The following is a 23,497-nucleotide window of genomic DNA, read 5'->3' on the forward strand; positions in this document are numbered from 1 at the left end:
GCGCAAAATTGGCAAGTGCGGGTATACTTGGCCGCCTGAATCGGGGACGTACTTGCCGCATCGGAGCGTTGATCATGCAAGAAGCAGTTCAGTGGGTTGATTGGGATGGAAACGGTCTTGAATACTGTGTCTGTCAGTCTGGCCCGGATGGGATAAAGCTTGAAGGAGTCGTGATTGGTACGCGTCACGGCCACTATGGCGGGTCCTACCTTGTGATGACTGACGCGATGTTTGCCACACGCGAAGTGAAGGTAAGCTATGTCGGCGGGGAGAACATGCATGTGACCTCAGATGGCAAGGGAACATGGTTTGATTGCATCGCGAAGCAAGAGCTGCCGTCCTTGTCGGGGTGCTTTGACGTTGATATCGGTATAACCCCCGCGACAAACATGCTTCCGATCAAACGATTGAAACTGGTTGAGGGAGAAGCGCGTGATGTTTTGGCGGCTTACGTACCGCTTCCAAGCCAGATTGAGGGCGATTTCCTGCCACGTAGCGCGCGACAACGTTACACTTGTCTGGTCCCTGGTCGTCTCTATCGCTACGAGGGGCTGTTTCGCAATTTCGCTGCAGAGCTTGAGATCGATGATGTGGGGCTTGTTACCGATTATCCGGATACCTTCCGTCGCGTGTGATTTCGCGAAAAATTGGAGATCGTACTTTGCCCCGATCACAAAGTGTTCCGCCGAAAATCAAAAAAAGATTTCCCGAATCCCCTTGTGAAAAGGGGGGCGTTTGCCCTATATAGGGGCTGTCGGGGCAACCCGACTATGGCGTTACACGACTTGGCAGAATAGACATTACGGACCCGGGGGCGGTACCCGGCGGCTCCACCAACTTTCATCTATCTGACTTCGTCCGACTCAGGCGAAGATGTTGGGGCCGAAATAGGATCGACGTGTGTAGTAAAAGCCTCTGTTGGCGCTCGGCATGGTACCACCGTTATCGGGCTAATGTTTGTAAACGCAAACGACAACAATGCTCCGGTTGCTGTTGCCGCCTAAGCGGTACTAGCACCAAAGCGAAATTCCGATTGCCGGGAGCGGTAGTCTGGTGGGGGATGGGGCACCTAGCAACAGAACGCCCCGCTCTTGTATTTTTTCCCCTCTCCGTTATGAATAGAAGCAATTCAATTGCGTCATCTGCAAATGACGCGATCAGGTGCCATATATAAATGACGGGCATATCCTGAAATCATCAGGGAACCCGCCAGACACAGGATTATCGATGCAGGAACCGGAAGAATTCCGTTACGACCTTATGGTCGATCAGGCGCTGCGCGGCGTGGTGAAGCAGATCCTTTCGCGCGTGGCCGAAGAAGGCCTTTTCGGCGAGCATCACTATTACATCACGTTCCAGACCAATCATCCCGGCGTTGCTTTGCCTGAAGGACAGCGCAAGGCGCACCCGGACAATATCACCGTGGTATTGCAGCACCGGTTCTGGGACCTGAAAGCGGAAGACGATCATTTTTCAGTCGGCATGAGCTTTGATGGCATGCCAACCACGGTGGTTGTCCCGTATGATGCCATGCTGGCTTTTGTCGATCCGTCCGCCAACTTCATGCTGACCTTTAGCGTCGAAGAAGAGATGGGTGACGATGATTTCGATTACGACGAAGATGACGATCTTGACGCCGATCTGGTCGATGGTGACGAGGATGCAACCCCGCAACTGGTGACCGAACCCGCCAAACGCAAAAAGAAAAAACCTGCGGAGCAGGGTGAAACCGGCGAAGTCATCGCCCTTGATGCGTTTCGGAAAAAGTAAACTTGCGGCAGATGTGACGTCCGCCGGGGCGAATAAAAAAAACGGGCAGTCTGGGTAGGCTGCCCGTTTTTTTGTCGAAACTCGAAGGCTGCTTACAGTGCCTCTTCGATGAAGCCTTTGACTTCACCATAAAGTGCGTCTGAATGTTCTGACAGATTTTGCGAGAAGTTTGACAATCGATTGGCTTGCTCGGCAGTTTTTTCTGCAAGATTATCGAGCCGTGCGAGGTCTGATGTAATCGTTTTCACACCGTCTGCAACGGAAAGGATGTTGGCCGCAATATCTTCGGAGGCGGCATGCTGTTGTTCGACCACAGCGCCAAGGTTTCCAGCAATTTCCTCGTTGGTTTCAATCACCTTTCGGGTATCTGCCAGTTCGGAAACCACGCGATCCGTATTGTCGCGGATGGCTGAAATGCGTTCAGTGATCTCTTTGGTTGATTGTGCGGTCTGGGTGGCGAGAGATTTGACTTCACCTGCTACAACAGCAAAACCTTTGCCAGCGTCGCCTGCGCGTGCAGCTTCAATCGTGGCATTCAATGCCAGAAGGTTGGTCTGGGTGGCAATGTCCTGAATGATTTTGACGACGGTGCCGATTTCTTCAACCGCCGATGAAAGTTCGCTCATGACTTTGCCGGTATCATCCATTTCCGAAACCGCACGATTGGCAACTTCGGTCAAGCGGTCAATCTGCGAGGATATTTCGCTGATTGATCGGGTCATTTCCTCCGATGCGGCGGAAACATGGTTTGCCTTTTGCGCGGTGCTATCACCTGCATCCCGGATTTTTCCGGCCAATTCTGATCCGTCAGCCGAATTTTCCGAGAGTTCGCTTGAGAGTGTATTAAGGTTGTCAGCGGCTTCACGAACTTTTTCCGAGAGACTGACGCAGGTGCGCCCCATTTTGACCTGATCGGTGATAACTTCCGCGCTCATTATAAAGCCGGTGGTGATGTCGTTTTCATCGATAAAGGGTGTGATGGTCACCATCAGTGTATCGTCGTCCAGTCGGACCCGCTGATAGATCGGCATGTCTTCAAGGCGTTTGTCCAGCCCGGTAAAGTGCGCTCGATCAAATATCTTGTGAAATTTTGTCAGTGGTGTGTCGATAATTTTCGAGAAATCGACATTGTTATTTTTCAGAAGTAACTGAGCAAAATCTTTTGAAATAAAACGAATGTTTCCTGATAAATCACAGGTCACGATATTATAGGGAATTGAATTGATCAGTCCTTTGTAAAAAGCATTCTGACGTTCCGATATTACGGCGTCATCGTTTGCTGGCACGTGCTTGGAAAGCCCCTCAGAATTTTTACGGTACATTTTAAACATTTAGAATCCTTAAGTCCCCGAGTGTCGAAAAAATTCGATATTTATGATCCTCGACCGGAAACTTTGCGAGTTTCAAGATAAAGTATCTGGAATAGTAAAAATGGTGGGGAGGATGTCAGATTTTGACAGATTTATTTATTCTTTTGTGTGCTTCTTATCTTGTCGAAGGTATAGGGTTTTTGGCCCTTCGGGGTGGATAAGAAACATTGACCTGAACCGATTCGAAGGGAAGTGGGGGCATTCAAAAACCTGCTTTATACATACCAAGGGCATGGCAATTTTGTTTGCTGGGCGGTATGTTCCAATCCAATCAATGCAAATTAAAACAAACCCACCTTGTTTTTGAGAGAGACGAGAACTTATCCCATGAGTGATTTTGTCTATAAACCCATGTTCGAGCAGGGGAAGGACACGACCCCATACCGCAAGATCGGCGACGAAGGCGTTTCAACCGTTGAAGTCAACGGCGAGACGTTTTTGAAAGTCGAACCCGAGGCGATTGAAAAGCTGACCCTTCAGGCGTTTTTCGATTGTTCGCATTTGCTGCGCCCGGGGCATCTCGAACAGTTGCGCAAAATCCTTGATGATCCGGAAGCAACCCCGAACGACAAGTTCGTTGCGATGGATTTATTGAAAAACGCCAATATCGCATCGGGCGGCGTTTTGCCAATGTGCCAGGATACCGGTACGGCGATTGTCATGGGCAAGCGCGGTGGCAAGGTCATCACCAATGGTGCCGATGAAGAAGCCCTGTCGAAGGGGATCTGGCGCGCCTATCAGGAACATAACCTGCGTTATTCGCAAGTTTCCCCGGTCAATATGTTCGAAGAAAAGAACACCGGTTCGAACCTTCCGGCGCAGATTGATCTGTATGCGACGCCGGGCGATGAATACAAATTCATGTTCATGGCAAAGGGCGGCGGTTCGGCCAACAAGACGTTTTTGTATCAGCAGACCAAGGCGCTTCTGAACCCGGAAAGCCTGCGCAAGTTCCTGGATGAGAAAATCAGAACGCTTGGCACCTCTGCCTGCCCGCCCTATCACCTTGCCATCGTGATTGGCGGGACGTCGGCCGAGGCGGCCCTCAAGACCGTTAAAATGGCATCGGCACGTTATTACGATAACCTGCCGACCGAGGGCGGGGTGCATGGTCAGGCCTATCGTGATCTTGAATGGGAACAGAAGGTCCTTGAGATGACGCGCGAAATGGGCATTGGCGCACAGTTCGGCGGCAAGTATTTCTGCCACGACGTGCGTGTTGTCCGCCTGCCGCGTCACGGGGCAAGCTGCCCGGTGGCGATTGGTGTTTCGTGCTCTGCCGACCGTCAGGTTCTGGGCAAGATCACCAAGGACGGTATTTTCATCGAAGACCTTGAACACAACCCGGCAAAATATCTTCCGGAAGTGTCGGACGAGCATCTTGATGACAATGTGGTCAAGGTTGACCTGAACCGTCCGATGGATGAAATCCGTAAACAGCTTTCGCAGTATGCGGTCAAGACGCGTCTGGCATTGACCGGGACCGTGATCGTGGCGCGTGACATTGCCCATGCCAAAATCAAGGAACGTCTTGATGCCGGTGAAGGCATGCCCGATTACATGAAAAACCACCCGGTTTATTATGCGGGCCCGGCCAAAACGCCCGAAGGCATGCCGTCAGGTTCGTTCGGCCCGACCACGGCGGGACGTATGGATGCCTACGTCGAACAGTTCCAAGCCGCAGGTGGGTCGTTCGTTATGCTTGCCAAAGGCAACCGTTCGAAACAGGTCAAGGATGCGTGCGAAAACCACGGCGGGTTCTATCTTGGTTCCATCGGTGGCCCGGCCGCGCGCCTTGCACAGGATTGCATCAAGAAGGTCGAAGTCCTTGAATATCCAGAACTAGGCATGGAAGCCGTCTGGAAGATCGAGGTCGAAGATTTCCCAGCCTTCATCGTGATCGATGACAAGGGCAATGACTTCTTTGCCGAATTTGGTATCTGATTTCGAGATTGATGATTTGAAACAGGGCAGTGCGGGCAATCCGTGCTGCCATGTTTTCGTTTCCGGCCGGTTATGCATAGCTGACCCACAGTCAAAATTCTTGCCTTGATTGGGGCTGCGTGGTCTGATTTCCACAAAATCAACCCTTTAGCGGGAATGCTGATATGTCTCGAACTTCTGCTGTTGCTGTTTCGTCGGCAACGGAAAGCCGTCTGGTCGGTGTGACATCGGCCCTGGCGACGGTTCTGATCTGGGCGGCGTGGCTGATTGTCACGCGTTATGCCATGACATCGGATTTTACCGCGGTCGATATCGGGCTTTTGCGCTTTGTCGTGCCGTTTGTGTTGCTGGCCCCGATCTGGCTTAAACGCGGTATCTGGCCCAAGGGGCTTTCGATTGCCAATGGCCTGATCATGCTGGTGGGATCGGGGGCGTTTTATACGCTTCTGGTCGCCAGTGCCCTGCAATATGTTCCGGCAAGTCACGTCGGTATATTGTTGCCCGGCGTGATGGCTGTCTGGGCGGTTCTGATCGCGGTTTTAATGTTTGGCGAACGTCCGGGCTGGTTGCGGTTGGCGGGTTATGCCACGGTGATTACCGGTATCGTCCTTCTGGCGGTACTTAAACCCGGTCATTCGACCGGCGACACGATCCTTTATGGGTATGGGCTTGTATCGGCGGGGGCATTTATGTGGGCGTGTTATACCCATGCAATGCGCCAAAGCGGCCTTGGCGCGCTGGAAGCGGCGGCATTTGTCGGTTTCTGGTCGTTTGTGATTATGGCGGTGGTGGCGCTGTTTACCGGAAGCCATATCCCCGATGCGCCGATGGATGATGTGTTGCTGTTGCTTGTGACACAGGGATTGCTGGCGGGATGCGTTGCGGTCGTGACTTATGGGCTTGCGGTGCGTCACATCGGATCGACCGGTGCATCGGCTTTTGGCGCGATGACACCGGCATTGACCGCGTTGGGTGGTGTGTTCCTGCTTGGCGAGGAAGGCAATCTTGCGCTGGCGATTGCGGTAGGATTGGTAATTTTCGGGGTGATGGTCGCATCGGGTGTTTTTCGCAGGGTTCTGCGTTAACCCGTTGCGGGCTTGTCGATTTGCAGACACCGCCAACGGGTTTTGCCCGTTCGCAGGTGTCTGCAACGCTTTTATACAATCCGATCCGGGAATTGTGCGGTGCGTTTTGCCACCATGCGGGCCAGGGGCGGACCAAACAGCAGCACCATGAAAAAGCGCGTTGCCTGTAACACCAGAATGAAGGACAGATCGACATTGGTGCTGGCGGCGATGATGGCAACCGAATCAAGGCCGCCGGGGCTGGTCGCGAGATAAGCGGTCAGCGGATCGACATCCATGAAGATCACCAGCAAAACCGAAATCCCGGCACAGAACGCAATCAGAACGAAAATCGAAATCAGGATTTTCGGCAGGGCATAGGCCGCGTGGCGCAAAACCGCAGGGGTGAATTTCAATCCGATCATCCAGCCGATCACGGCATAAGTCAGACCAAGAAACCATTCTGGCAGGACGATATCGACCATACCGGTGATGCTTAGCACCATCACGACGATCATCGGCACCAGAAGCGGCCCCGATGGCAAACGTGACTTTGCCCCGACAATGCAGAGGATGACGGCAATTGCCAATGTGATGCCGAAATCGCCAATATCAAACGGGCTAAACCATTGATGCGGATTGGCCGCGGCAAGTGCCGGGTCGACCCAGAAATTGGCAACACTTGACGCCACGGCAACCACAATCACCACCCGGACATATTGCATGAAGGCCACAAGCCTGGCGTCAGCACCAAAAGCCTCGGCCATGATGACCATGGCAGAGGCGGCACCCGGTGATGATCCCCAGATACCCGCCGTCCCCGGCAGAACCTGCTTGATGCAAAGAACCCAACCCAGAAAGCTGCTGGCGATCAATGTCAGTGCCGTAACGCCCAGAACAAGCGGCCAGTCATGCATGAAGGATGTGATGATCCCGGCGGTCATCGACCCGCCAACCATGCAGCCAAGCACCGATTGTGCGCCAAGATAGATCGGCTTTGGCATGGCAATGGTGGCGCCATTGGTACCCATGGCAATACCGACAATCATCGGGCCGAGCAAAAGGGCGGCGGGGATATCGGCATCATGCAGGATCACGGATAGGACAAGCGAAACACCGATCAGCAATCCCCATTGCATGAGATGCGGCATTTTGCCGAGCTTTTGCCGATCTGAGGGCGGTTCGGATTTTGGGGGCTGGGGCGCGTGGGGCGAGGTATCTGGCACGGGGAAGCCTTTGTTTGGGGCAGCGATGATTATTGGGCGGCAAAGGTCAGTTCGGTTGATTGGCGGATGCGCGCAATACGTGGCAGGATTTCGGTGATTGAAAACTGGTGCATTTCGGCTGATTTGGTGGCGGTGGTATCTTCGGCAATCACGACGTTATAGCCGTGTTCCCAGGCGCAACGTGCGGTCGACTCAACGCCGAAATTGGTGACGACACCGCCAAGGACAATGGTGTCAATCCTGCGACGGCGAAGCTGCAAATCAAGATCGGTGCCGTAAAACGCACCCCATTGATGCTTGGTAATGACGATATCGCCCGGCTGTTCCAAGCCATTAACGATGGTGGCCCAATCTTCGGGCGGGCATTTCGGCGGGATGGATGGCAGATCGACCATTTGTTGCGGGGCATCGGCCATATCAGAAGACCAGTACACGCGGACCAGAACGATGGGGGCGTTGGCCGAACGGAATTTGGCGATCAGATTGCGGGCATTTTCAAGCACCACATCACCGTTTCGCGGATGCAGAGACTGGGCCAGAATGCCATTCTGCAGGTCGATCATGACAAGGGCGGTACGCGCCGGATCCAGTAGGATTTGGTCTTTGGGCATGGGGCACCTGATTGGGGCAAGCTATCGGATCGGGGCGGAAGGTGACGCTGTTTGAGTCTGGCGCACTGCTTTGGGGAAGGATCATGATAAACCGAAACATCCTGATATGGCGAGTTCTTCGGATGAATAGCCGGGAAACAGCGGGCAGGCAGGGGATTGGGACTTGGCCCGATCAATCGCGATGGCTTATGTTTTTGATCGCCACAGGAACAGGGAAACCCGATTGTCATGACCATCGATTTTGTCTTTGACGGGCCTGATGATGCCAGACAGACCATTGTGCTTGCGCATGGGGCGGGGGCACCGATGGACAGCCCGTTCATGAATGAAATGGCCTTGGGACTTGCCGGGTGTGGTTATCGCGTGGCGCGGTTTGAATTTCCCTATATGGCGAAACGCCGGGTGGACGGGAAAAAGCGTGGGCCGGATAGGGTCCCGGTTCTGATTGAAACTTATCAACAGGTTGTGGAACAGCTTGGCACACCTGAAAATCTTGTGATCGGTGGCAAATCAATGGGCGGACGGATTGCCAGTATGGCCGCAGATGATCTTGGCGTGCGCGGTGTTGTCTGCCTTGGTTATCCCTTTCATCCGCCGGGAAAGCCCGAAAACCTGCGGACTGCGCATTTACAGAAAACGAAAACACCAACCCTGATCTGCCACGGAACGCGCGATCCGTTTGGTAGCCCGGACGAAGTGGCGGGTTATGGTCTTTCGGATGCGGTGGCGGTGCACTGGGTTTCTGACGGCAATCATGATTTTGAACCACGCAAGAAGTCGGGCCACACACAGGAAGGCAATATTGCCGGTGTGGTCGCCGCGATTGATAACTTTGTCAAGACAACGGGATGATGCAATGACTGCATCATCCCGCTTTTGATGTTTGTGGCAAAAACATCGATTGGTGGTGACGCGAAGGGATCAGGCCGGGATGCTTTCGACCGGCATCAGGAAATCCTTGGCATATTCATCACTCATTTCCGCTTCCTGACTGGCGATATCGATCCTTACTCCATTGGGGTCAAGCAGAGTGAAATGACGTTGGCCCCATGGTTCATCGCGGAGTTCAAGGGCGAATTCAAAACCCTTGGCGCGAAGTTCGTCGGCGGCGGATTTGGCGTTGTCGACGCTGATCCCAAAGATACTGCCTTCGCCCATTGTGCGACCCTGAAACAGGGGCGGCTGGGTCGGGTGGTCTGGCTGCATCAGGCCGATCTGGACTTCCATGCAGTCGGGCCAGACAAGGTGAATGTACCAGTCGCCGGCAAAGACAGCGACAAAGCCGAGTTCTTCGTAAAAAGTCCGGCTTTCTGCCAGCTTTTCGGTGACGATAATCGGAAAGGCGCTGGTGACTTTCATTGGTTTTCTCCTGACGAATGTTGAAACCCTGTTCCCGATAATTGTCATGTTTGCACATGCCTCCTGACAGGAGCCTGTCAGGAGCGTTATGATAAATTCTCGGTCATGCTGAGAAAGGAGCGAACATGAGAAGGGCCGACCGACTTTTCCGTCTTGTGCAGATTTTACGCCGTCGCAAACTTTGCCGGGCGCGCGAACTTGCCGAGGAACTGGAAGTTTCCGAACGCACGATTTACCGCGATATTCGCGATCTTGCCGCGTCCGGTGTTCCGGTCGAAGGCGAGGCGGGTGTGGGATATATCCTGCGCGATGGATATGACCTGCCGCCATTGATGTTTGACGCTGACGAGATCGAGGCACTGGTGGTTGCCGCCCGCATGGTGCAAAGCTGGACCGATCCGCAAATGGCACGTGCCGCGGGCGATGCCCTGACCAAGATCGAGGCGGTCTTGCCGGAAAAAATGCGGGGCCTTATTGGCGGGGTGCCGATTGCGATTGCCGAAATCGCCCAGGCCCCGATTGCAATTTCGATGCCCGATTTGCGGCGTGCCATTCGCGAACGGCATCTGATCAATATCGATTATACCGATGCCAAGGGGGACGACACCAACCGGCGGGTCTGGCCGTTGGGGATGCTGTTTTTTGGCACCATCTGGCTGTTGGCAAGCTGGTGCGAGCTGCGCCAGGCCTTCCGCGTTTTTCGCGCAGATCGCATCAAGAACATGCAGATCACCACCGATCATTTTCGCCCGACACCAGGGCGGACATTGCGCGATTACCTGATTTCCGAAGGCGTCGAGGGGGAAATTCTGAATGGCATCGGACGATAACGAATTTGTCCATATGGCCCTTGGCGCGGCGCATCGTGTGGTATCGGCAAAGGCTGCCAAAGCCAGGCGCAAAAAGTCGAAACCCGGCAGCAAAGGATAAAAGTTTTCAGGGAAATCGCGGCAAAATCATCCGATTGTTTAAGGTCGCACTGAAAGGGCTGCATTTGCCGCGGATTTTCGTATAAGGTTTTCCTGTAGTAAGAAAACCACGGGGAAAGCGCATCGGTGTGGCGTTAAAGGATTTGTGCCGGAACATTGTCGGGACGTTCCGCGTTCGGGAAGATCAACCCGAACTGGTTCGCGCACAGGTCAAGGCCCTTTCCCGTCAAATCCCGCTGCTATACATCCTTCTTTTTGCCAATGCGGTCGCGCTGGCTTTCACGCATTACGGAACCGCACCTGACTGGATGACGGTTTATATTCCAGCCGTTCTGGGGATTGTGTGTCTGATCCGCGGACTTGCGTGGATGCGATTGCGTGATACGGCAAATGATTTTGCCAGTGCGGTGCTGCATTTGCGCCGTATCCGCATTCTGGCCGTCGTGATCAGCGTTGTCTTCACCGCATGGGCAATCAAGATGTTTGGCTATGGTGACGCCTATCAGCAGGGGCATGTCGCCTATTTCATATCGATCACCGTGGTCGGTTGTATCTTTTGCCTTCTGCATTTTCCCCCAGCAGCCCTTTTGGTCGTCATCATCGTTCTGGGATCTTTCATTCTGCATTTCGGGACCACCGGGAACGAGGTCTATGTCGCGATTGCGGCCAATATGGCGATGGTGTCGTTGATGATCGTCCAGATCATCCGAAGCTATTACGCGGCGTTTTCCGGACTGGTGGAATCCCAAATCGATTTGGAAAGGCAGCACGCTAAAACCATCGAGCTTTCCAACCAGAACCGCGAACTGGCCTTTCTTGATGCGTTGACCGGGCTTTCCAACCGGCGTGCATTCTTTTCCCATCTTGACGAAGCGGTGGCGCGTGCAAAGGACAGCGGGCGTTTTGCGATTGCGATGATTGATCTGGACGGGTTCAAGCCGGTCAATGACGTGCATGGCCATCCGGCTGGTGATGATGTGCTGGTCAAAGCCAGCGCCCGCCTGCGCGAGATTCTGGGGCCGGATGTCCTGTTGGCGCGGTTGGGTGGTGATGAATTCGGTGTGATCCTTGACGGTGTCACGGATGCGACTGAACTGATCCGCATCGGACGGGAGTTGTGCGGAACGTTAAACGATCCATTCGAAGTTGGCGGGGGTACGGTACAGCTTTCCGCATCGCTTGGTTTTGCGACTTATCCGGCGGTGGCACGCGAACCCAATGCCCTGTTCGAGCGCGCCGATTTCGCGCTTTATTACGCCAAGAAAAACATGCCCGGTCATCCGGTTCTGTTTGCCGCCCATCATGAAACCCTGATCCGTCATGACAGTCAGATTGAACAGGCGTTGCGCAAGGCTGATCTGGAAAGAGAATTGTCGATCCACTATCAGCCGGTTTTTGATTTGCGCAGCGGCAAACTGCATTCGGTCGAGGTTTTGGCGCGGTGGGACAATGACAAAATGGGGCGGGTTTCGCCGGAAATGTTTTTCCCGGTGGCCGAAAAAACCGGACAGGTCGGAACTTTGTCGGCAGTCCTGTTTCAGAAGGCCCTGAAATCCATGATTACCTGGCCTCAGGATGTGCCGCTGTCGTTTAACCTGTCGGCCCGCGATATTGTTCTGCCCGACATGGCTCACTGGCTGATTGACCAGATCAAATTCTTTGGAATTGATTCGGGACGTTTGACATTTGAAGTGACGGAAACGGCTTTGCTGCGGGATTTTGTGTCGGCCCGTGCCAGCATTCGTTATCTGCGTCGCCATGGTGCAAAGGTTGCGCTGGATGATTTCGGGATCGGATATTCCAGCCTGCGCTATGTTCATGAACTGGAATTTGACTGCCTCAAGGTTGATCGCAGTTTTATCGAACCGATTGTTACCAGCGAACGCAGCCAGCGGATTGTCAAAACCGTGATCGACATGTGCGACAATCTGGGCACCGATTGCGTGATCGAAGGGATCGAGACACCCGAACAGCGCGACCAGGTCCTGCGTCTTGGCGGGCGTCTCGCACAGGGATATTTCTTTGCCCGGCCATCGGCCAGCATTGATTGGGACGCCTTGCCCAATGTGGCAGATCGGGATCGGACAGAAACCCCATCGGATGTCCGACAGGTCGACGCAAAATCATAACGTTTCCATCATGAAGCGGGTGATCGCAAATAGGGCAAAACCGGCTGCATCTTTGCCCTATTGATGTCGGTTTCCCGGTTAATCTTCCCGCAACCCAATCAGGGTATTCTTCTGGTCATCCGGCATGGCAGATAGTGGCATATGCCCGCGTCGCGCGCCGGAAAGCACCGGATACCGATTTTGCGGCCGATCTAAGCAATTGAAACGACTCGTTGTTTTTATTGGCTATTGCAAGGATTCAGGCGAGTCGTTACGATTCGCCATCTTAGACGGGAACAGGGCTTCGGACAGATGTCAGGCCAGACGCACATTTCATCCCAGATAGCCGCTGTCAAGATTGATGGCATTGATCTGGTGCCTGAAATTCGCACCCGTCTTCGTCATCTGATTGATACGCTGCCTGACCAACCCGCCCGATTACGGGTAATGGGGCATGTTCTGCTGGATATGGGGCTTGGCAGTCTTGCACTTGATGCGTTTGGACGGGCCTTGTTGCTGGATGATCTTGATCCGGCAACGCATCTGGGATTGACCCGGACCTATTTGCAGAACGGATCACGCGACATCGCGCTTGAACATCTGGAAATCGCAATCAGCCTGCGGCCCGATGCCCGCGAGTTGCGCGTGGTGGCCGCCGACCTTGTCTCTTGCTGCGACCGCATGAAGGCATTCGATCAATTGGGTGCGGTCCTGTCGAGAGATCCGGATCACGCGGGCGCACGCAAGGGGCTTGCGGCATTGATACGATCCGTGATCACAAGCCGCATTCAGGAAAGCAGATCTTCTGCGTCAAAGGTTGCGACCGATACCACCCATATCTGGGATTTGCAGGATCATATGCCGGAACGGGAACTCTCACCGCCCCAGCCGTGGTTTTTGAATTAGCTGATTGTGCCTGATGTTATTTTCCTGACCGGGTAAGGGCATTGGGCTGTAATGATACGACGGTGAAGTCGTCATGCAGCTTGACCGGTGCGCGATCCATGAATTGATCGGCAAGGTGGGATGCCAGGTCGGTCATGCCGCCTGTTTCGGAAATTATGTCCTGAACCATTTTCAAAAGCCGTTCACCTTCAAGAAAAGCCCCATCATCAAGCACGGTTTCGATCAACGCATCGCTGTAAAGCAGCAGGAAATTATCGATCCCGAAGGGTATTTCGCGGGTTTCATATCGGGCATCACGGATAACGCCAAGCGGCACACCAGAGCCATCAAGAAACGTGGTTTCACCGGTTTTGATGTTGCCCAGAACTGGCGAGGTGCAGGCCGCACTGGCGTAGCGGAATGTTTCGGCGGTTCGATTGATAACACCATATAGCATCGTGGCGTATTGCCCGACCGGGAGCAGACCCTTGAGGTGGCGGTTAAGAGATTCCAGATAGACACCCGGATCATCATCATGCTGGTCATCCGACCAGATCAGGGAATGAAGACGGAATGTATTGAGTGCGGCACCAAGTCCGTGACCGGCAAAGTCAACGATGTAAACACCCAGCCGGTCGTCATCAATCGGGGCCAGTCCCCACATGTCACCGCCAAGTTCAGATGACATCTGGAAGCTGGCACTGATGGTCATGCCATATTCAAGGCCGGTCCCCCGATATTGTTCCGCCTTGGGGATCAGCATTTCCTGCATGTCACGCGCCATTTCCAGTTCGGACTGCGTACGTTCCTGATAGGCCTGCAACTGTTTGACCAGTAGACGATTTTCAAGATGGATACGCGTACGCGCGATCATTTCCGCCTTGTTTAGCGGCTTTAAAATAAGGTCGGTCGCTCCGTCCTCGAAAATCCGCGTGCGGCCTTCGTTTTCTTCAAGCGCGGTCTGGGCAATGATCGGGGTTTCGGCAAATAGCGGGTCGGCACGCAGGGCCTTGCATACCTCGTAACCATCCATTTTGGGCATGATGATATCAAGGATGATCAGGTCGGGATTATGCTTTTGCGCCTGTGCCAGTGCATCTTCGCCGTCCTTGGCGAAAACCAGATTGGTAAACCCGTCCGAACGCAAATACGACGCGATGATTTCACGCGATATCATGGTGTCATCGGCAATCAGGATCATCGCATCACGCGGGTTGCGAAGGTCTCCTTCCCCGGCGGCCCGTTCGGCGGACTCAAGACCCGCGACGAAATTGGTATTAAGCGGCAGGGCTGCCGATGCATCGGGGGCAAAAGTCAGCCGGATTGTCCGCCCGCCACGATCAAAGGTGACATCGTGGCAAAGGCTTCGGATCAATGGCAGGCCACGGCCAAAGGTGGATTCAGCGCCGGGTAATTTGGGAAGCGGTGTTTCATCGGGCGGGACAAAACCTCTGCCCTGATCATGGATCGAAATTTCGACATTGCCGTTGCGCCGTTTTTTCGCCGTCAGCATGATCGCGCGGCCACCATGGATCGGGGATGCCAGGCGGCGCGCCGTTTCCTCGCCCAATTCGTTGAAGCGGTCCATCGACAGATGGCCTGTCGTATTCATTTCCAGATTGCCGTGAAGCATCGAATTTGCAAACGCTTCCTGAACGGCCATTTCTACCGTCGGCGCGATGGTATCGTGAATGATGCCGCGGTGGCGAAGGGCGGTGACGAATTTTCGTGCCATTGGCAGTTGATAGGCACTTTGCGTCGACATGCAGACCAGAAGGTCCCAATTCGCGCCCCGTTTAGCGGTTCGCAACGGTCCAAGATCCCCCAGATCAAGCCCGTCATAGCATTCGACAAAATAATTGCAGTTGAGGCGCACCAGCGCGCCAAGCCATTCCCGACCGGTTTCGGACGGTATCAGGCATAATTGATATCGGTTGCGGTGTTCAAAATCTTCGGGGCTTCGGCCAAAGAAAAGTTCCGCATTTGCGCCTGCGCCATCACCGAAAATATGCTGCCCATCCAGAACCTTTGCCGCGCGGGCTTGGTCAAGCGGTTCGGCAACCGCAACAAGGGGGCGCGGGTTGGCCTCGCCGGTTGTCGGCATGTGTCAGTCTTCCAGCTTGAACAGGGTATCGAAGCGGGCAACTTCGAGCATGCGTTTTACCTGTCCCTCCGCGCCTTTGAGAATGACCGTTGCACGCGACTTCTCACCTTCGTCACGGGCGAGCAGCAGCATGCCGAGCCCGGCTGAGTCGATGAACTCGACCCCGGAAAGGTCAAGGATTTGTGTTTCGGCTTCCTGACTGCGGATTTCTTCGATCAGTTTGCGAAAACTGGAATGGTCCCCAAATGTAAATCGGCCATTCAGTTCGACCTTGATCGTGTCGCCGGATTTTTCGGTGGTGTAATTCAAGCCGTGATACTCCCGGATGCGAGCAATGTTACTGAAACTATGCCTTTTTTAACCAAAAGCTGATTTCTATGAGATAACGAATCAGCTGACTAGAGGTTAGCAGTTGTGCATGTAATGTCACTATCGGTATGGTTCCGGTAGATGAATAGATCGGGACGTGAACGGCAAAATGCCAGAACAGGCACGCATTATCGTTGTCGAAGACACGCTGTCGCTTGCGCGGGTGTATCAGGACTACTTGCGCGCGGATGGCCACAAGGTCGAGCATGTCGTCACTGGTCGTGATGCTATTCAAAGACTGCGAAATGATCCGCCTGACGTTCTGGTTCTTGATCTTATCCTGCCGGACATGGATGGGCGTGATGTTCTGCGCGCCGCCCATCAGGCCGCACCGGAATGCAAGGTGGTTGTGATTACCGCCCACGGTTCGGTCAATGTCGCGGTCGAGGCGATGCGAGACGGGGCGTGGGATTTTCTTCTGAAGCCTTTTACCGCCGACAAGCTTCGGATCACGGTCAGTGATGCCTTGGAAGGCCGGTCCGCGATCAGTCATGCGGTCCAAAAATCTGATGGTGTCGATACCGTCGACGAGATGTATTTTGACATCATCGGCGCGTCGGACACGATGCATGATATCTATCGTATCATTGAAAATGCGGCCCCCAGTCGGGCAACGGTTTTCATTACTGGTGAGTCAGGGACCGGTAAGGAACTTGCGGCAGAAGCCATTCACCGTCGGTCCGAGCGGGTTAACGAGCCGTTTATTCCGCTAAACTGTGGTGCGATCCCCAAAGACCTGATGGAAAGCGAGATTTTCGGTCACGTCAAAGGCGCGTTCACCGGTGCCGTAATCGACCGCGAAGGGGCCGCACACCGGGCCGATGGCGGGACCCTTTTTCTGGATGAAATATGCGAGATGGATCTGGATCTGCAGACCAAGCTTTTAAGGTTCATTCAGACTGGTACATTCCAGAAAGTCGGTGGCAGTTCGATTGAAAGCGTGGATGTAAGGTTTGTTTGTGCAACAAACCGTGATCCGCTTGAAGAAGTGCGTGCCGGGCGTTTCCGAGAAGATCTGTATTACCGTCTTCATGTGATTCCGCTTCACATGCCGCCCTTACGTGATCGCGATGACGATATCCTGCAGATCGCCAATTTCTATCTGCAACGCTTTACCCGAGAAGAAGGGCGCGATTTTCAACGCTTCAGCCCCGATGTTGCCGCCCTGTTTGCGCGCTATGCCTGGCCGGGCAACATTCGTCAGCTTCAGAACATCATCCGCAACATTGTCGTTCTGAATAATGGCACCGAAGTCACCATGTCGATGGTGCCCCGACCGGTTAACAGCGGCACGGACGACGAACGTTTTGGGTCGGAATCCATCGAAGCACCTCCGCCTCATCCGGTCGTCTCAAACGGGTTGGAGGATGCCGGTCGATTTTGGGAAGGGGACCCGGATGCGTTGGCCTTTTTGGCCGGTGCGCGCAACCTGCGCGACGGGGTGGAACCTAAGCATATGGATATGGCCCCTGCCATGATTGGCGCGAATGGCCGGTTTGGCATGGCACCGATGCCAACCGGTTTGCCGATAGACAGCAGCTATGCCGGGATCAAGCCGCTTTGGCTGGTGGAAAAGCAGGCGATTGAAGAAGCAATTGCGCGATGCGGTGGCTCGATCCCACGCGCAGCGGATGCCCTGGGCGTCAGTCCATCGACGATTTATCGCAAGAAACAGGCGTGGGAAGAAAACGGGGCGAAATAGACAAAACAGCTTTTAAAGGCCCGCCAACGCCTTTTCCAGCCTGATCCAGTCCTTTTCCGTGCCCGGCAGACCAAACCGGACACGGTCAGCATGATCATCAAACAACCGGACCAGAATGCCCTGCGTGCCCAGATGGTGCGCAAGCTTTGCGGCATTCTTGCCGTGATATAGCCGAAACAGTATGGTGCCGCCGATCCGTTCCAGATCGGTCAGGCTGGCAATCAGATTATCAAGGCGGTTTGCATCGATTGACAACTGATGGCGCATATCGGTTTGCCATACCAGATCTTCAAATGCCGCCCGCGCGATGGTCAGTGCCGGACCCGCGATAGCCCATGGACCGATCCGGTCGGTTAGAGCAGCGGCCAGTTCCTGGGGCATGACGGCACATCCAAGACGTAATCCTGCAAGGCCGAAAAACTTGCCAAATGAACGCAGGACAATCATGCGTTCGAATTTATGGCTTTGTCTGCAAATGCTGTATTCCGGGCTGCAATCCATAAAGGCCTCGTCAATCAGAAGCCATTTGCCATGTTCTGTTGCCAGTTGGGCAAGTTCTGTCAGTGTGGTCTGGTCTATCAGGCCGCCATCGGGATTGTTTGGATTAACCAGAATGACAATGTCATCGCGGCCGCCAGGGGATTGCAGGATATCGGCCATGTTCGATACCCGGTTTTCCGGTGTTGTTGTGACGGTTTCCGTTCTGAACCCGGCACGTTTCCAGCCCAGTGCATGTTCGGCATATGTCGGACCGATAATGTGAACGGTTGCGGTTCTGTCCTGATCGGCAAACCAGAAGGGAATGGTCTGGATCAATGCCTGCGTTCCCGGCGCACAGGCAATCTGGTTGGGATGTGAAATGCCGTAATAGTCCGCTGCGGCCTGTTTCAGGGCGTCCAGTTCACTTGCCAGCGGCAATCGTTGCCAATGGATGGCATCAATCGCGGCGATTGGCCAGGCGGTTGCATTGATCCCCGTCGACAGATCAAGCCAGTCCGGTGCGGCAATGCCATATTTTTCGGCCGCCGCATCGATAGCGCCACCATGGGATGGGGATTGCAGGATCATGAATGTGCCTTTGGCCCGAAATGGGGATACAGAGCGGTAAAACTTAATGCTATCTGCGTAACGCGTGACAGGGTCGGGCGCAAGTCGGACTTGCGCGGCAGCAGGTGACTTCGTATCGTCCGCCAGACCCTGCATTGGATTTTCCGACATGATGACTGCGTTTCAGGCCTGCCAACGTGAAAGTTGGCTTTCGATCAACCCGCAACTGACAATTTACGCCGCCGGTGCGAGGATCTGTGATGTGCCGTCGGTCGGTTATGACAAGGGCGGATTTGACGGTTCGGCGCATTCCGACCGGTTCTGGCAGGATGGATATTTCCTGATTGATGATCTGTTGCCTGTTGAAAGTCTTGCGCAATTGCGCACCGGGATTGAAACATTGGTGGTCAACGGTTTGCCGCCAGCGATGATCTATCTGTATGACGAGACATGGCAGGTTTTCATGCGGCTTCGCCCGTTGCTGACCCATTTTCTGGGGGATCGGGTAAAGCTGCTTCCGCATTTCTGGGCATGGCATGTCGATCCGGGGCAGGGCGGGCGCGGGTGGCCGCCGCATCGCGATTATCAGGGGGAAAGTGTTATTGGCGATGACATGCTGATCAGCCTGTCACTTTGGGTGCCACTGGGCGTTGCAAGCCCCGACAACGGCTGTATGTACGTATTGCCGCGTTCATTTGAAAAGTGTTATCCTTGCCCTGTTGCTAAACCGGAAGATGTTGTTTTGCAAGATGTTCGGGCACTACCCGCGAGACCGGGGACCGTGATGGGATGGCGGCAGGACTTGTATCATTGGGGTGGGCGCGCCAGTACCTTTGCCACCGAACCAAGGATCAGTCTGTCGCTTGAATTTCAGAATGCAGCATTTGATCCCCTGGCGGATCGTCTGCTTGATCTGGACCAGCCACCGGCGTTTCATGAACGGCTTGAACTGATCGTGCAGCAATTTGCGAAATACCGGCATATGCAATCGATGGACGACGATACCCTGCGATGGGCAAACAGCATTCATGCCGAACTGTCAGGTTGGGCATGACAAAAGCCCTGCATCGCGTTCCAGATGCCGGAATGGCACACTAACAACGGTCAAAAAGACCAGAACCGGGGTCGATGCCAATATGCCAAAAATGCTGAGCCTTCCCGGTGTCGCATTTCTTGCCTTCTGTGCCATCGCTCCTGTGTTTCTGCTTTTCTCGTCGCTTGATGACGATCTGGTGTCGGGCATTACCGTCTCGGTTCTGGTGGTCGTGGAATTCATCGCGCTGCTGTCAATGTGCATTGGCTGGATCCTGTTCGACATCACCAAGCGCAAGCAGATTTTCTATTTGGCGGCCGCGATGGGGGTACTGCTGATCAGCGACCTTTTGGGTATTCCCAACCTTCTTGCGGCCAGCAGCCTGTTGGGGCAGGAACAGGCACTTGGTTCCTTTACCGGCCTTCTGGTTCTTGTGTTACGACTGGGCTCTTTCTGGCTGGTTGTCATGAGCTGGCATGTCGCAAACCGTCATGAAAGCCGTCAGGGTACTGATCAGGTGTGGGCAATGGTGCCCGGGCTGATCATCGCCGGTGTCGCGGTTCAGGCATTTCTGGTCTGGTTCATGCCCGGTGTTTCAAGCGATGTCAGCGGGGCATTGCAAAATATCAGCACGCTTATCCTGTTTCCGACGACAATCATGATTTTTGCCGGGGCGGCGGGGTATCTGGTACGGTGCCATTACCGGTTTTCCCTTTCCGAAAGCCTGATCTGTTTCACGCTGCTGATTGGCTGCTTCAATCATCTGGCATTTTTCGTATTCGGGCCGGAACACGCCGATATTGTCGCGCGCTTCATCATTCCATCGCGCCTGATCAGTTACAGTTTTGCCCTGGCTTTCATGTTGCTGGAATTGCGCAGCCATTATCGACAGTCATTTCAGGCAAGTTCGGCCAAAAGCGAATTTCTGGCGACCATGAGCCACGAAATCAGAACGCCGTTAAATGGCATTCTGGGCATGGCGCAATTGTTGCGGCAAAGTCAGCTTGACGATGCGCAAAAGGAACGGGTCAGTGCGATCTTGTCATCCGGGCGGGCGCTGATGGCACTTTTGAACGATATCCTTGATATGAGCAAGATCGAGGCCGGTCGGGTCGAGTTGGAAAAACGCCCCTTTCACCCATCCGATATTACCTATGATCTGTTTCGTGCGATTGCCGACATGGCACGCGAAAAGAACCTTTCCCTGCATTGTGATGATGCGTCGTTGGCAACAAGGATGTTTACCGGTGATGAAGTCCGGTTTCGCCAGATCCTGTGGAACCTGTTATCAAATGCAGTGAAATTCACCCGGAAGGGATCGGTAAGGTTGGAAGTCACCCGGGAGGAAAATGTACCGGAACGGGTGCGCGACCTGATTGCGGATGAGGAAGTTTACCATTTTGCCGTTATCGATACCGGCATCGGAATTCCGCGGGATCGTCAGGAACAGATATTTTCCCCCTTTAGCCAGGCCGATAATTCCACCATGCGGCAACATGGTGGAACGGGACTTGGTCTTTCGATTGCACGCAGTCTGACGGAATTGATGGGCGGCTTCATGAAGGTCGATAGTAGCGAGGGCAAGGGAACGCGATTTGATGTGTGGCTGCCGTTTGAAGCCCGCCGATCGGAACGGCATGAGCATGGGGGCAGCCAGATTGCCGAGAGCAGTGGTGACAGTGTTCTTTCGGGTAGTCGCATTCTTGTTGCCGAGGATAACGAGATTAATGCCAACGTGATCCGCGGGCTGTTGCTGCGTTATGGATTGGTTGTCGATATCGTACCCAATGGCCGCCAGGCCGTGCATGCCTTCCAGCAGAGTGACTATGATGCGATCCTGATGGATGCCCATATGCCGGTTCTGGATGGCGAGGGGGCGACCCGCCATATCCGTGAACTGGAACGTGTCACCAGAGGTGGACGTGTTCCGATCATTTGTGTAACGGCCGAAGCATTCAGTGATCGCCATCGTGACTTTCTGGCGGCGGGCATGGACGAGGTTATGACCAAGCCTGTCGAAGAACGCAGGCTTTACGGTGTTCTGTTACGCTTCCTGAGAAACCGTGGCGGCGGGTATTCTGTAACATCCGGTTTGCAGGTTACAAATGCCGATATGGAAGTGAACCTGCCCGACGCCTTGCCCGTAGATAGTCCGGCGCGAACGGTTAACAGTGATAACGCAACGGGAGACGCAAAACCCGTGCCCGAGCCGGTTAAAGCAAACATATCTGCCAAAGAGACAAAAATGAATCTGATCGACAAAACACGTTTCGAGGAAATGAGTCGTGCCTTGGGTGCCGATCAGATGGCCAGCCTGATTGACCTGCTGCCGGCGTCCTATCAGGAAGAACGCGAAAATATCATCGCAGCAATTGCCGATGGTGACCGCGAAAGCCTTCGCCGTGCGGCACACACGATCAAGGGAATGGCGGCAAACCTTGCTGCAGAAAAGCTGGCGGTCGATGCCCGCCAGTTGGAACTTTATGAAGGCGACTTCGATGGGGCGATCCATGACCGGATTGCCAAACTGGATCGTCTTGCCGAAGACACGGCAGATGCCATGCGCAAGGCATTGCAGGACTGATAGCTGCAATACACGAAAAGGCCCGCTTCATATTCGAGCAGGCCTTTTTGTGGGAAACTGCTTTGTATATCAGCGCGTGACCAGGTCGAGTTGATGACGTGATATGGCTTCGTTGCCGGTTTCGGTAACAATCACCGAATGGCCGGGGCACATGGCGATGCTGCTTTCGCTGTCCATCAGGATCATATGCAGGAAGTAAACCATGCCCGGTTCGGCAATCACCGGATTGCCATGATAAAACATCGGCCAGTCCATCCAGTTCGGTGCAAAGGTCGTCCCCATTGAATAACCGCACGCGTTTAGACGGTGGGCTTTCATGCTGCCTGCATCGCAAACCCGGGCATAGGCATCGAATACCTTGCCGATTGGTTCGCCGGGTTTAAGCGCATCGCGGCAGGCGATCATGGCATCCGTTGCGACCTTGTGCATTTCAACGTGGCGCGATGTTGCCTTGCCGATTGGAATGGTGCGCATCATCGCAGCATGATAATGCCGATAGGCTCCCGCCCATTCCAGCGTGATCTGATCAGTGTCAGCCAGATGTTTGCGCCCGGTGAAGTAACGGCAAAGCAGTGCATCGCGTCCGGCTCCGATAATGAATTCATTGCCGGGATAATCCCCGCCCCCTTTGAAAATAGCGCCCTGCATGGCGGCCAGTATGTCGCCTTCAAACGCACCTGCATGGACGGTTTCAAGGGCGGCATCCCATGCGTCATCGGCAAGACTGGCGGCGGTGCGGATACAGTCGAGTTCCGCCGGGCTTTTGACAACGCGCAGTTCCGATACCAGACGGGATGCGTCGGTAAGCGTGCAGAAACCGTCAAGTGCTGCATCAAGCTTTTTGCCATTGGCGGCGGTCAACCCATAGGCATCGTATTCAACGCCAAGTTTTTTGCCGCCACAGCCAAACTCCGCCAGCATGTCGCGCAGTTGCAATGCAGGGTTCACATCCGGGCCATCGACCCAGATACGGATATCTTCGATGTCGGATGTATGTTGTGCCTGACGCAAATCCGGTGCGCGGGTAATAAGGGCAATGCGGCCGTCAGCCCCCAGATACAGGCACTGGAAAAACACATAACCGAACGTGTCATACCCCGTCAGATAGAACATGCTTTCCTGGCGGAACATCAGCAGGCCATCAAGACCGGCGGCTTCAAGACGTGCAACCGTTTTTGCGCGGCGGGCCGATAGTTCGGCGCGTTCAAAATGCAATGCCATGGGGGCTTCCCTGATTGTGATTGTTGATTTGCCAATGACGCTAACAAACTCCGTGAACACGAAATAGTAAAAAATACGATCCAATGATGTTTTGTTGATAAATTGCAATTGTTGGGCGGCGGTCTTTCCGGGATTGTCGTTTCAGATCATGATATTACCGAAAGAAGTCAG

The 23,497-nt window shown here is 54.1% G+C and carries 19 protein-coding genes and 1 other RNA gene; 12 read left to right on the forward strand and 8 right to left on the reverse strand.

Annotation, left to right across the window (positions count from 1 at the left end; genetic code table 11):
* The first annotated feature begins 74 nt into the window (after positions 1-74).
* The 3 genes from P8T57_RS14725 (at position 75) to P8T57_RS14735 (ending at position 1,770) form a co-directional block, all read left to right on the forward strand.
* Positions 75-635, forward strand: coding sequence for a putative glycolipid-binding domain-containing protein (locus P8T57_RS14725; protein WP_114094995.1), 561 nt, complete (start codon positions 75-77; stop codon positions 633-635).
* A gap of 79 nt (positions 636-714) precedes the next feature.
* Positions 715-1,090, forward strand: a transfer-messenger RNA (tmRNA) gene (gene ssrA / locus P8T57_RS14730).
* Positions 1,091-1,227: 137 nt separating this feature from the next.
* A complete protein-coding gene (locus P8T57_RS14735; protein WP_114094968.1) occupies positions 1,228-1,770 on the forward strand; it encodes a ClpXP protease specificity-enhancing factor SspB in 543 nt (180 codons plus the stop codon).
* A gap of 92 nt (positions 1,771-1,862) precedes the next feature.
* Here the strand turns inward: P8T57_RS14735 and P8T57_RS14740 are convergent, their stop codons facing one another.
* Positions 1,863-2,801: a methyl-accepting chemotaxis protein gene (locus P8T57_RS14740; RefSeq protein ID WP_341363541.1), complete on the reverse strand. Its 939-nt coding sequence runs from the start codon at positions 2,799-2,801 to the stop codon at positions 1,863-1,865.
* A gap of 666 nt (positions 2,802-3,467) precedes the next feature.
* On the opposite strand from P8T57_RS14740, the gene P8T57_RS14745 reads away from it, so the two are divergent.
* Positions 3,468-5,084, forward strand: coding sequence for a fumarate hydratase (locus P8T57_RS14745; RefSeq protein ID WP_341363542.1), 1,617 nt, complete (start codon positions 3,468-3,470; stop codon positions 5,082-5,084).
* Positions 5,085-5,248: 164 nt separating this feature from the next.
* The gene (locus tag P8T57_RS14750; protein WP_341363543.1) at positions 5,249-6,169 is read left to right on the forward strand and encodes a DMT family transporter; all 921 of its coding nucleotides are present in this window, start codon (positions 5,249-5,251) and stop codon (positions 6,167-6,169) included.
* Between the two features lie 71 nt (positions 6,170-6,240).
* Here P8T57_RS14750 and P8T57_RS14755 read toward each other — a convergent pair whose 3' ends face one another.
* Positions 6,241-7,299 (reverse strand): AbrB family transcriptional regulator, encoded by a 1,059-nt coding sequence (locus P8T57_RS14755; protein WP_341363544.1) that lies wholly within the window; start codon positions 7,297-7,299, stop codon positions 6,241-6,243.
* Between the two features lie 104 nt (positions 7,300-7,403).
* Positions 7,404-7,985: a hydrolase gene (locus P8T57_RS14760; RefSeq protein ID WP_341363545.1), complete on the reverse strand. Its 582-nt coding sequence runs from the start codon at positions 7,983-7,985 to the stop codon at positions 7,404-7,406.
* A 228-nt stretch (positions 7,986-8,213) separates the two neighbouring features.
* Between P8T57_RS14760 and P8T57_RS14765 the strand changes: the two genes are divergently transcribed.
* Positions 8,214-8,837 (forward strand): alpha/beta family hydrolase, encoded by a 624-nt coding sequence (locus P8T57_RS14765; protein ID WP_341363546.1) that lies wholly within the window; start codon positions 8,214-8,216, stop codon positions 8,835-8,837.
* Positions 8,838-8,906: 69 nt separating this feature from the next.
* Here P8T57_RS14765 and P8T57_RS14770 read toward each other — a convergent pair whose 3' ends face one another.
* Entirely contained in the window at positions 8,907-9,344 is a 438-nt protein-coding gene (locus P8T57_RS14770; protein WP_037992330.1) for a VOC family protein, read from the reverse strand.
* A gap of 125 nt (positions 9,345-9,469) precedes the next feature.
* Here P8T57_RS14770 and P8T57_RS14775 point away from each other — a divergent pair, with 125 nt between their 5' ends.
* The 3 genes from P8T57_RS14775 (at position 9,470) to P8T57_RS14785 (ending at position 13,287) form a co-directional block, all read left to right on the forward strand.
* The gene (locus P8T57_RS14775) at positions 9,470-10,174 is read left to right on the forward strand and encodes a YafY family protein (RefSeq protein WP_037992333.1); all 705 of its coding nucleotides are present in this window, start codon (positions 9,470-9,472) and stop codon (positions 10,172-10,174) included.
* A gap of 227 nt (positions 10,175-10,401) precedes the next feature.
* Complete coding sequence (locus P8T57_RS14780) at positions 10,402-12,402, forward strand: EAL domain-containing protein (RefSeq protein WP_114094960.1); 2,001 nt, start codon at positions 10,402-10,404, stop codon at positions 12,400-12,402.
* A gap of 291 nt (positions 12,403-12,693) precedes the next feature.
* The gene (locus P8T57_RS14785; RefSeq protein ID WP_341363547.1) at positions 12,694-13,287 is read left to right on the forward strand and encodes a hypothetical protein; all 594 of its coding nucleotides are present in this window, start codon (positions 12,694-12,696) and stop codon (positions 13,285-13,287) included.
* A 16-nt stretch (positions 13,288-13,303) separates the two neighbouring features.
* Here P8T57_RS14785 and P8T57_RS14790 read toward each other — a convergent pair whose 3' ends face one another.
* Positions 13,304-15,370 carry a SpoIIE family protein phosphatase gene (locus P8T57_RS14790; protein ID WP_341363548.1) on the reverse strand — a complete coding sequence of 689 codons (2,067 nt, stop codon included), beginning with the start codon at positions 15,368-15,370 and terminating at the stop codon, positions 13,304-13,306.
* A 3-nt stretch (positions 15,371-15,373) separates the two neighbouring features.
* A complete protein-coding gene (locus P8T57_RS14795) occupies positions 15,374-15,679 on the reverse strand; it encodes an STAS domain-containing protein (RefSeq protein ID WP_341363549.1) in 306 nt (101 codons plus the stop codon).
* Between the two features lie 169 nt (positions 15,680-15,848).
* On the opposite strand from P8T57_RS14795, the gene P8T57_RS14800 reads away from it, so the two are divergent.
* A complete protein-coding gene (locus P8T57_RS14800) occupies positions 15,849-17,441 on the forward strand; it encodes a sigma-54 dependent transcriptional regulator (RefSeq protein WP_037992339.1) in 1,593 nt (530 codons plus the stop codon).
* A gap of 12 nt (positions 17,442-17,453) precedes the next feature.
* Here the strand turns inward: P8T57_RS14800 and cobD are convergent, their stop codons facing one another.
* The gene (gene cobD / locus P8T57_RS14805; protein ID WP_341363550.1) at positions 17,454-18,509 is read right to left on the reverse strand and encodes a threonine-phosphate decarboxylase CobD; all 1,056 of its coding nucleotides are present in this window, start codon (positions 18,507-18,509) and stop codon (positions 17,454-17,456) included.
* Between the two features lie 148 nt (positions 18,510-18,657).
* Between cobD and P8T57_RS14810 the strand changes: the two genes are divergently transcribed.
* Positions 18,658-19,542, forward strand: a complete 885-nt coding sequence (locus P8T57_RS14810) for a phytanoyl-CoA dioxygenase family protein (protein WP_341363551.1) — start codon at positions 18,658-18,660, stop codon at positions 19,540-19,542.
* Positions 19,517-22,105 (forward strand): ATP-binding protein, encoded by a 2,589-nt coding sequence (locus P8T57_RS14815; RefSeq protein WP_341363552.1) that lies wholly within the window; start codon positions 19,517-19,519, stop codon positions 22,103-22,105. Before P8T57_RS14810 ends, P8T57_RS14815 begins: the two co-directional genes overlap by 26 nt.
* A 69-nt stretch (positions 22,106-22,174) precedes the next feature.
* Here P8T57_RS14815 and P8T57_RS14820 read toward each other — a convergent pair whose 3' ends face one another.
* Positions 22,175-23,326 carry a Xaa-Pro peptidase family protein gene (locus P8T57_RS14820; protein ID WP_341363553.1) on the reverse strand — a complete coding sequence of 384 codons (1,152 nt, stop codon included), beginning with the start codon at positions 23,324-23,326 and terminating at the stop codon, positions 22,175-22,177.
* Between the last annotated feature and the right edge of the window lie 171 nt (positions 23,327-23,497).

The organism is Thalassospira sp. SN3W, assembly GCF_038070535.1.
Classification (GTDB): domain Bacteria; phylum Pseudomonadota; class Alphaproteobacteria; order Rhodospirillales; family Thalassospiraceae; genus Thalassospira; species Thalassospira xiamenensis.

Excerpts from the sequence above, each read along its gene's own strand:
- P8T57_RS14810 (WP_341363551.1), top strand. The coding sequence starts at position 18,658 with ATGATGACTGCGTTTCAGGCCTGCCAACGTGAAAGTTGGCTTTCGATC.
- P8T57_RS14800 (WP_037992339.1), top strand. The coding sequence starts at position 15,849 with ATGCCAGAACAGGCACGCATTATCGTTGTCGAAGACACGCTGTCGCTT.
- P8T57_RS14765 (WP_341363546.1), top strand. The coding sequence starts at position 8,214 with ATGACCATCGATTTTGTCTTTGACGGGCCTGATGATGCCAGACAGACC.
- P8T57_RS14790 (WP_341363548.1), bottom strand. The coding sequence starts at position 15,370 with ATGCCGACAACCGGCGAGGCCAACCCGCGCCCCCTTGTTGCGGTTGCC.
- P8T57_RS14750 (WP_341363543.1), top strand. The coding sequence starts at position 5,249 with ATGTCTCGAACTTCTGCTGTTGCTGTTTCGTCGGCAACGGAAAGCCGT.
- cobD (WP_341363550.1), bottom strand. The coding sequence starts at position 18,509 with ATGATCCTGCAATCCCCATCCCATGGTGGCGCTATCGATGCGGCGGCC.
- P8T57_RS14785 (WP_341363547.1), top strand. The coding sequence starts at position 12,694 with ATGTCAGGCCAGACGCACATTTCATCCCAGATAGCCGCTGTCAAGATT.
- P8T57_RS14735 (WP_114094968.1), top strand. The coding sequence starts at position 1,228 with ATGCAGGAACCGGAAGAATTCCGTTACGACCTTATGGTCGATCAGGCG.
- P8T57_RS14745 (WP_341363542.1), top strand. The coding sequence starts at position 3,468 with ATGAGTGATTTTGTCTATAAACCCATGTTCGAGCAGGGGAAGGACACG.
- P8T57_RS14775 (WP_037992333.1), top strand. The coding sequence starts at position 9,470 with ATGAGAAGGGCCGACCGACTTTTCCGTCTTGTGCAGATTTTACGCCGT.
- P8T57_RS14725 (WP_114094995.1), top strand. The coding sequence starts at position 75 with ATGCAAGAAGCAGTTCAGTGGGTTGATTGGGATGGAAACGGTCTTGAA.
- P8T57_RS14770 (WP_037992330.1), bottom strand. The coding sequence starts at position 9,344 with ATGAAAGTCACCAGCGCCTTTCCGATTATCGTCACCGAAAAGCTGGCA.
- P8T57_RS14755 (WP_341363544.1), bottom strand. The coding sequence starts at position 7,299 with ATGCCGCATCTCATGCAATGGGGATTGCTGATCGGTGTTTCGCTTGTC.
- P8T57_RS14820 (WP_341363553.1), bottom strand. The coding sequence starts at position 23,326 with ATGGCATTGCATTTTGAACGCGCCGAACTATCGGCCCGCCGCGCAAAA.
- P8T57_RS14815 (WP_341363552.1), top strand. The coding sequence starts at position 19,517 with ATGCCGAACTGTCAGGTTGGGCATGACAAAAGCCCTGCATCGCGTTCC.
- P8T57_RS14760 (WP_341363545.1), bottom strand. The coding sequence starts at position 7,985 with ATGCCCAAAGACCAAATCCTACTGGATCCGGCGCGTACCGCCCTTGTC.
- P8T57_RS14740 (WP_341363541.1), bottom strand. The coding sequence starts at position 2,801 with ATGCCGATCTATCAGCGGGTCCGACTGGACGACGATACACTGATGGTG.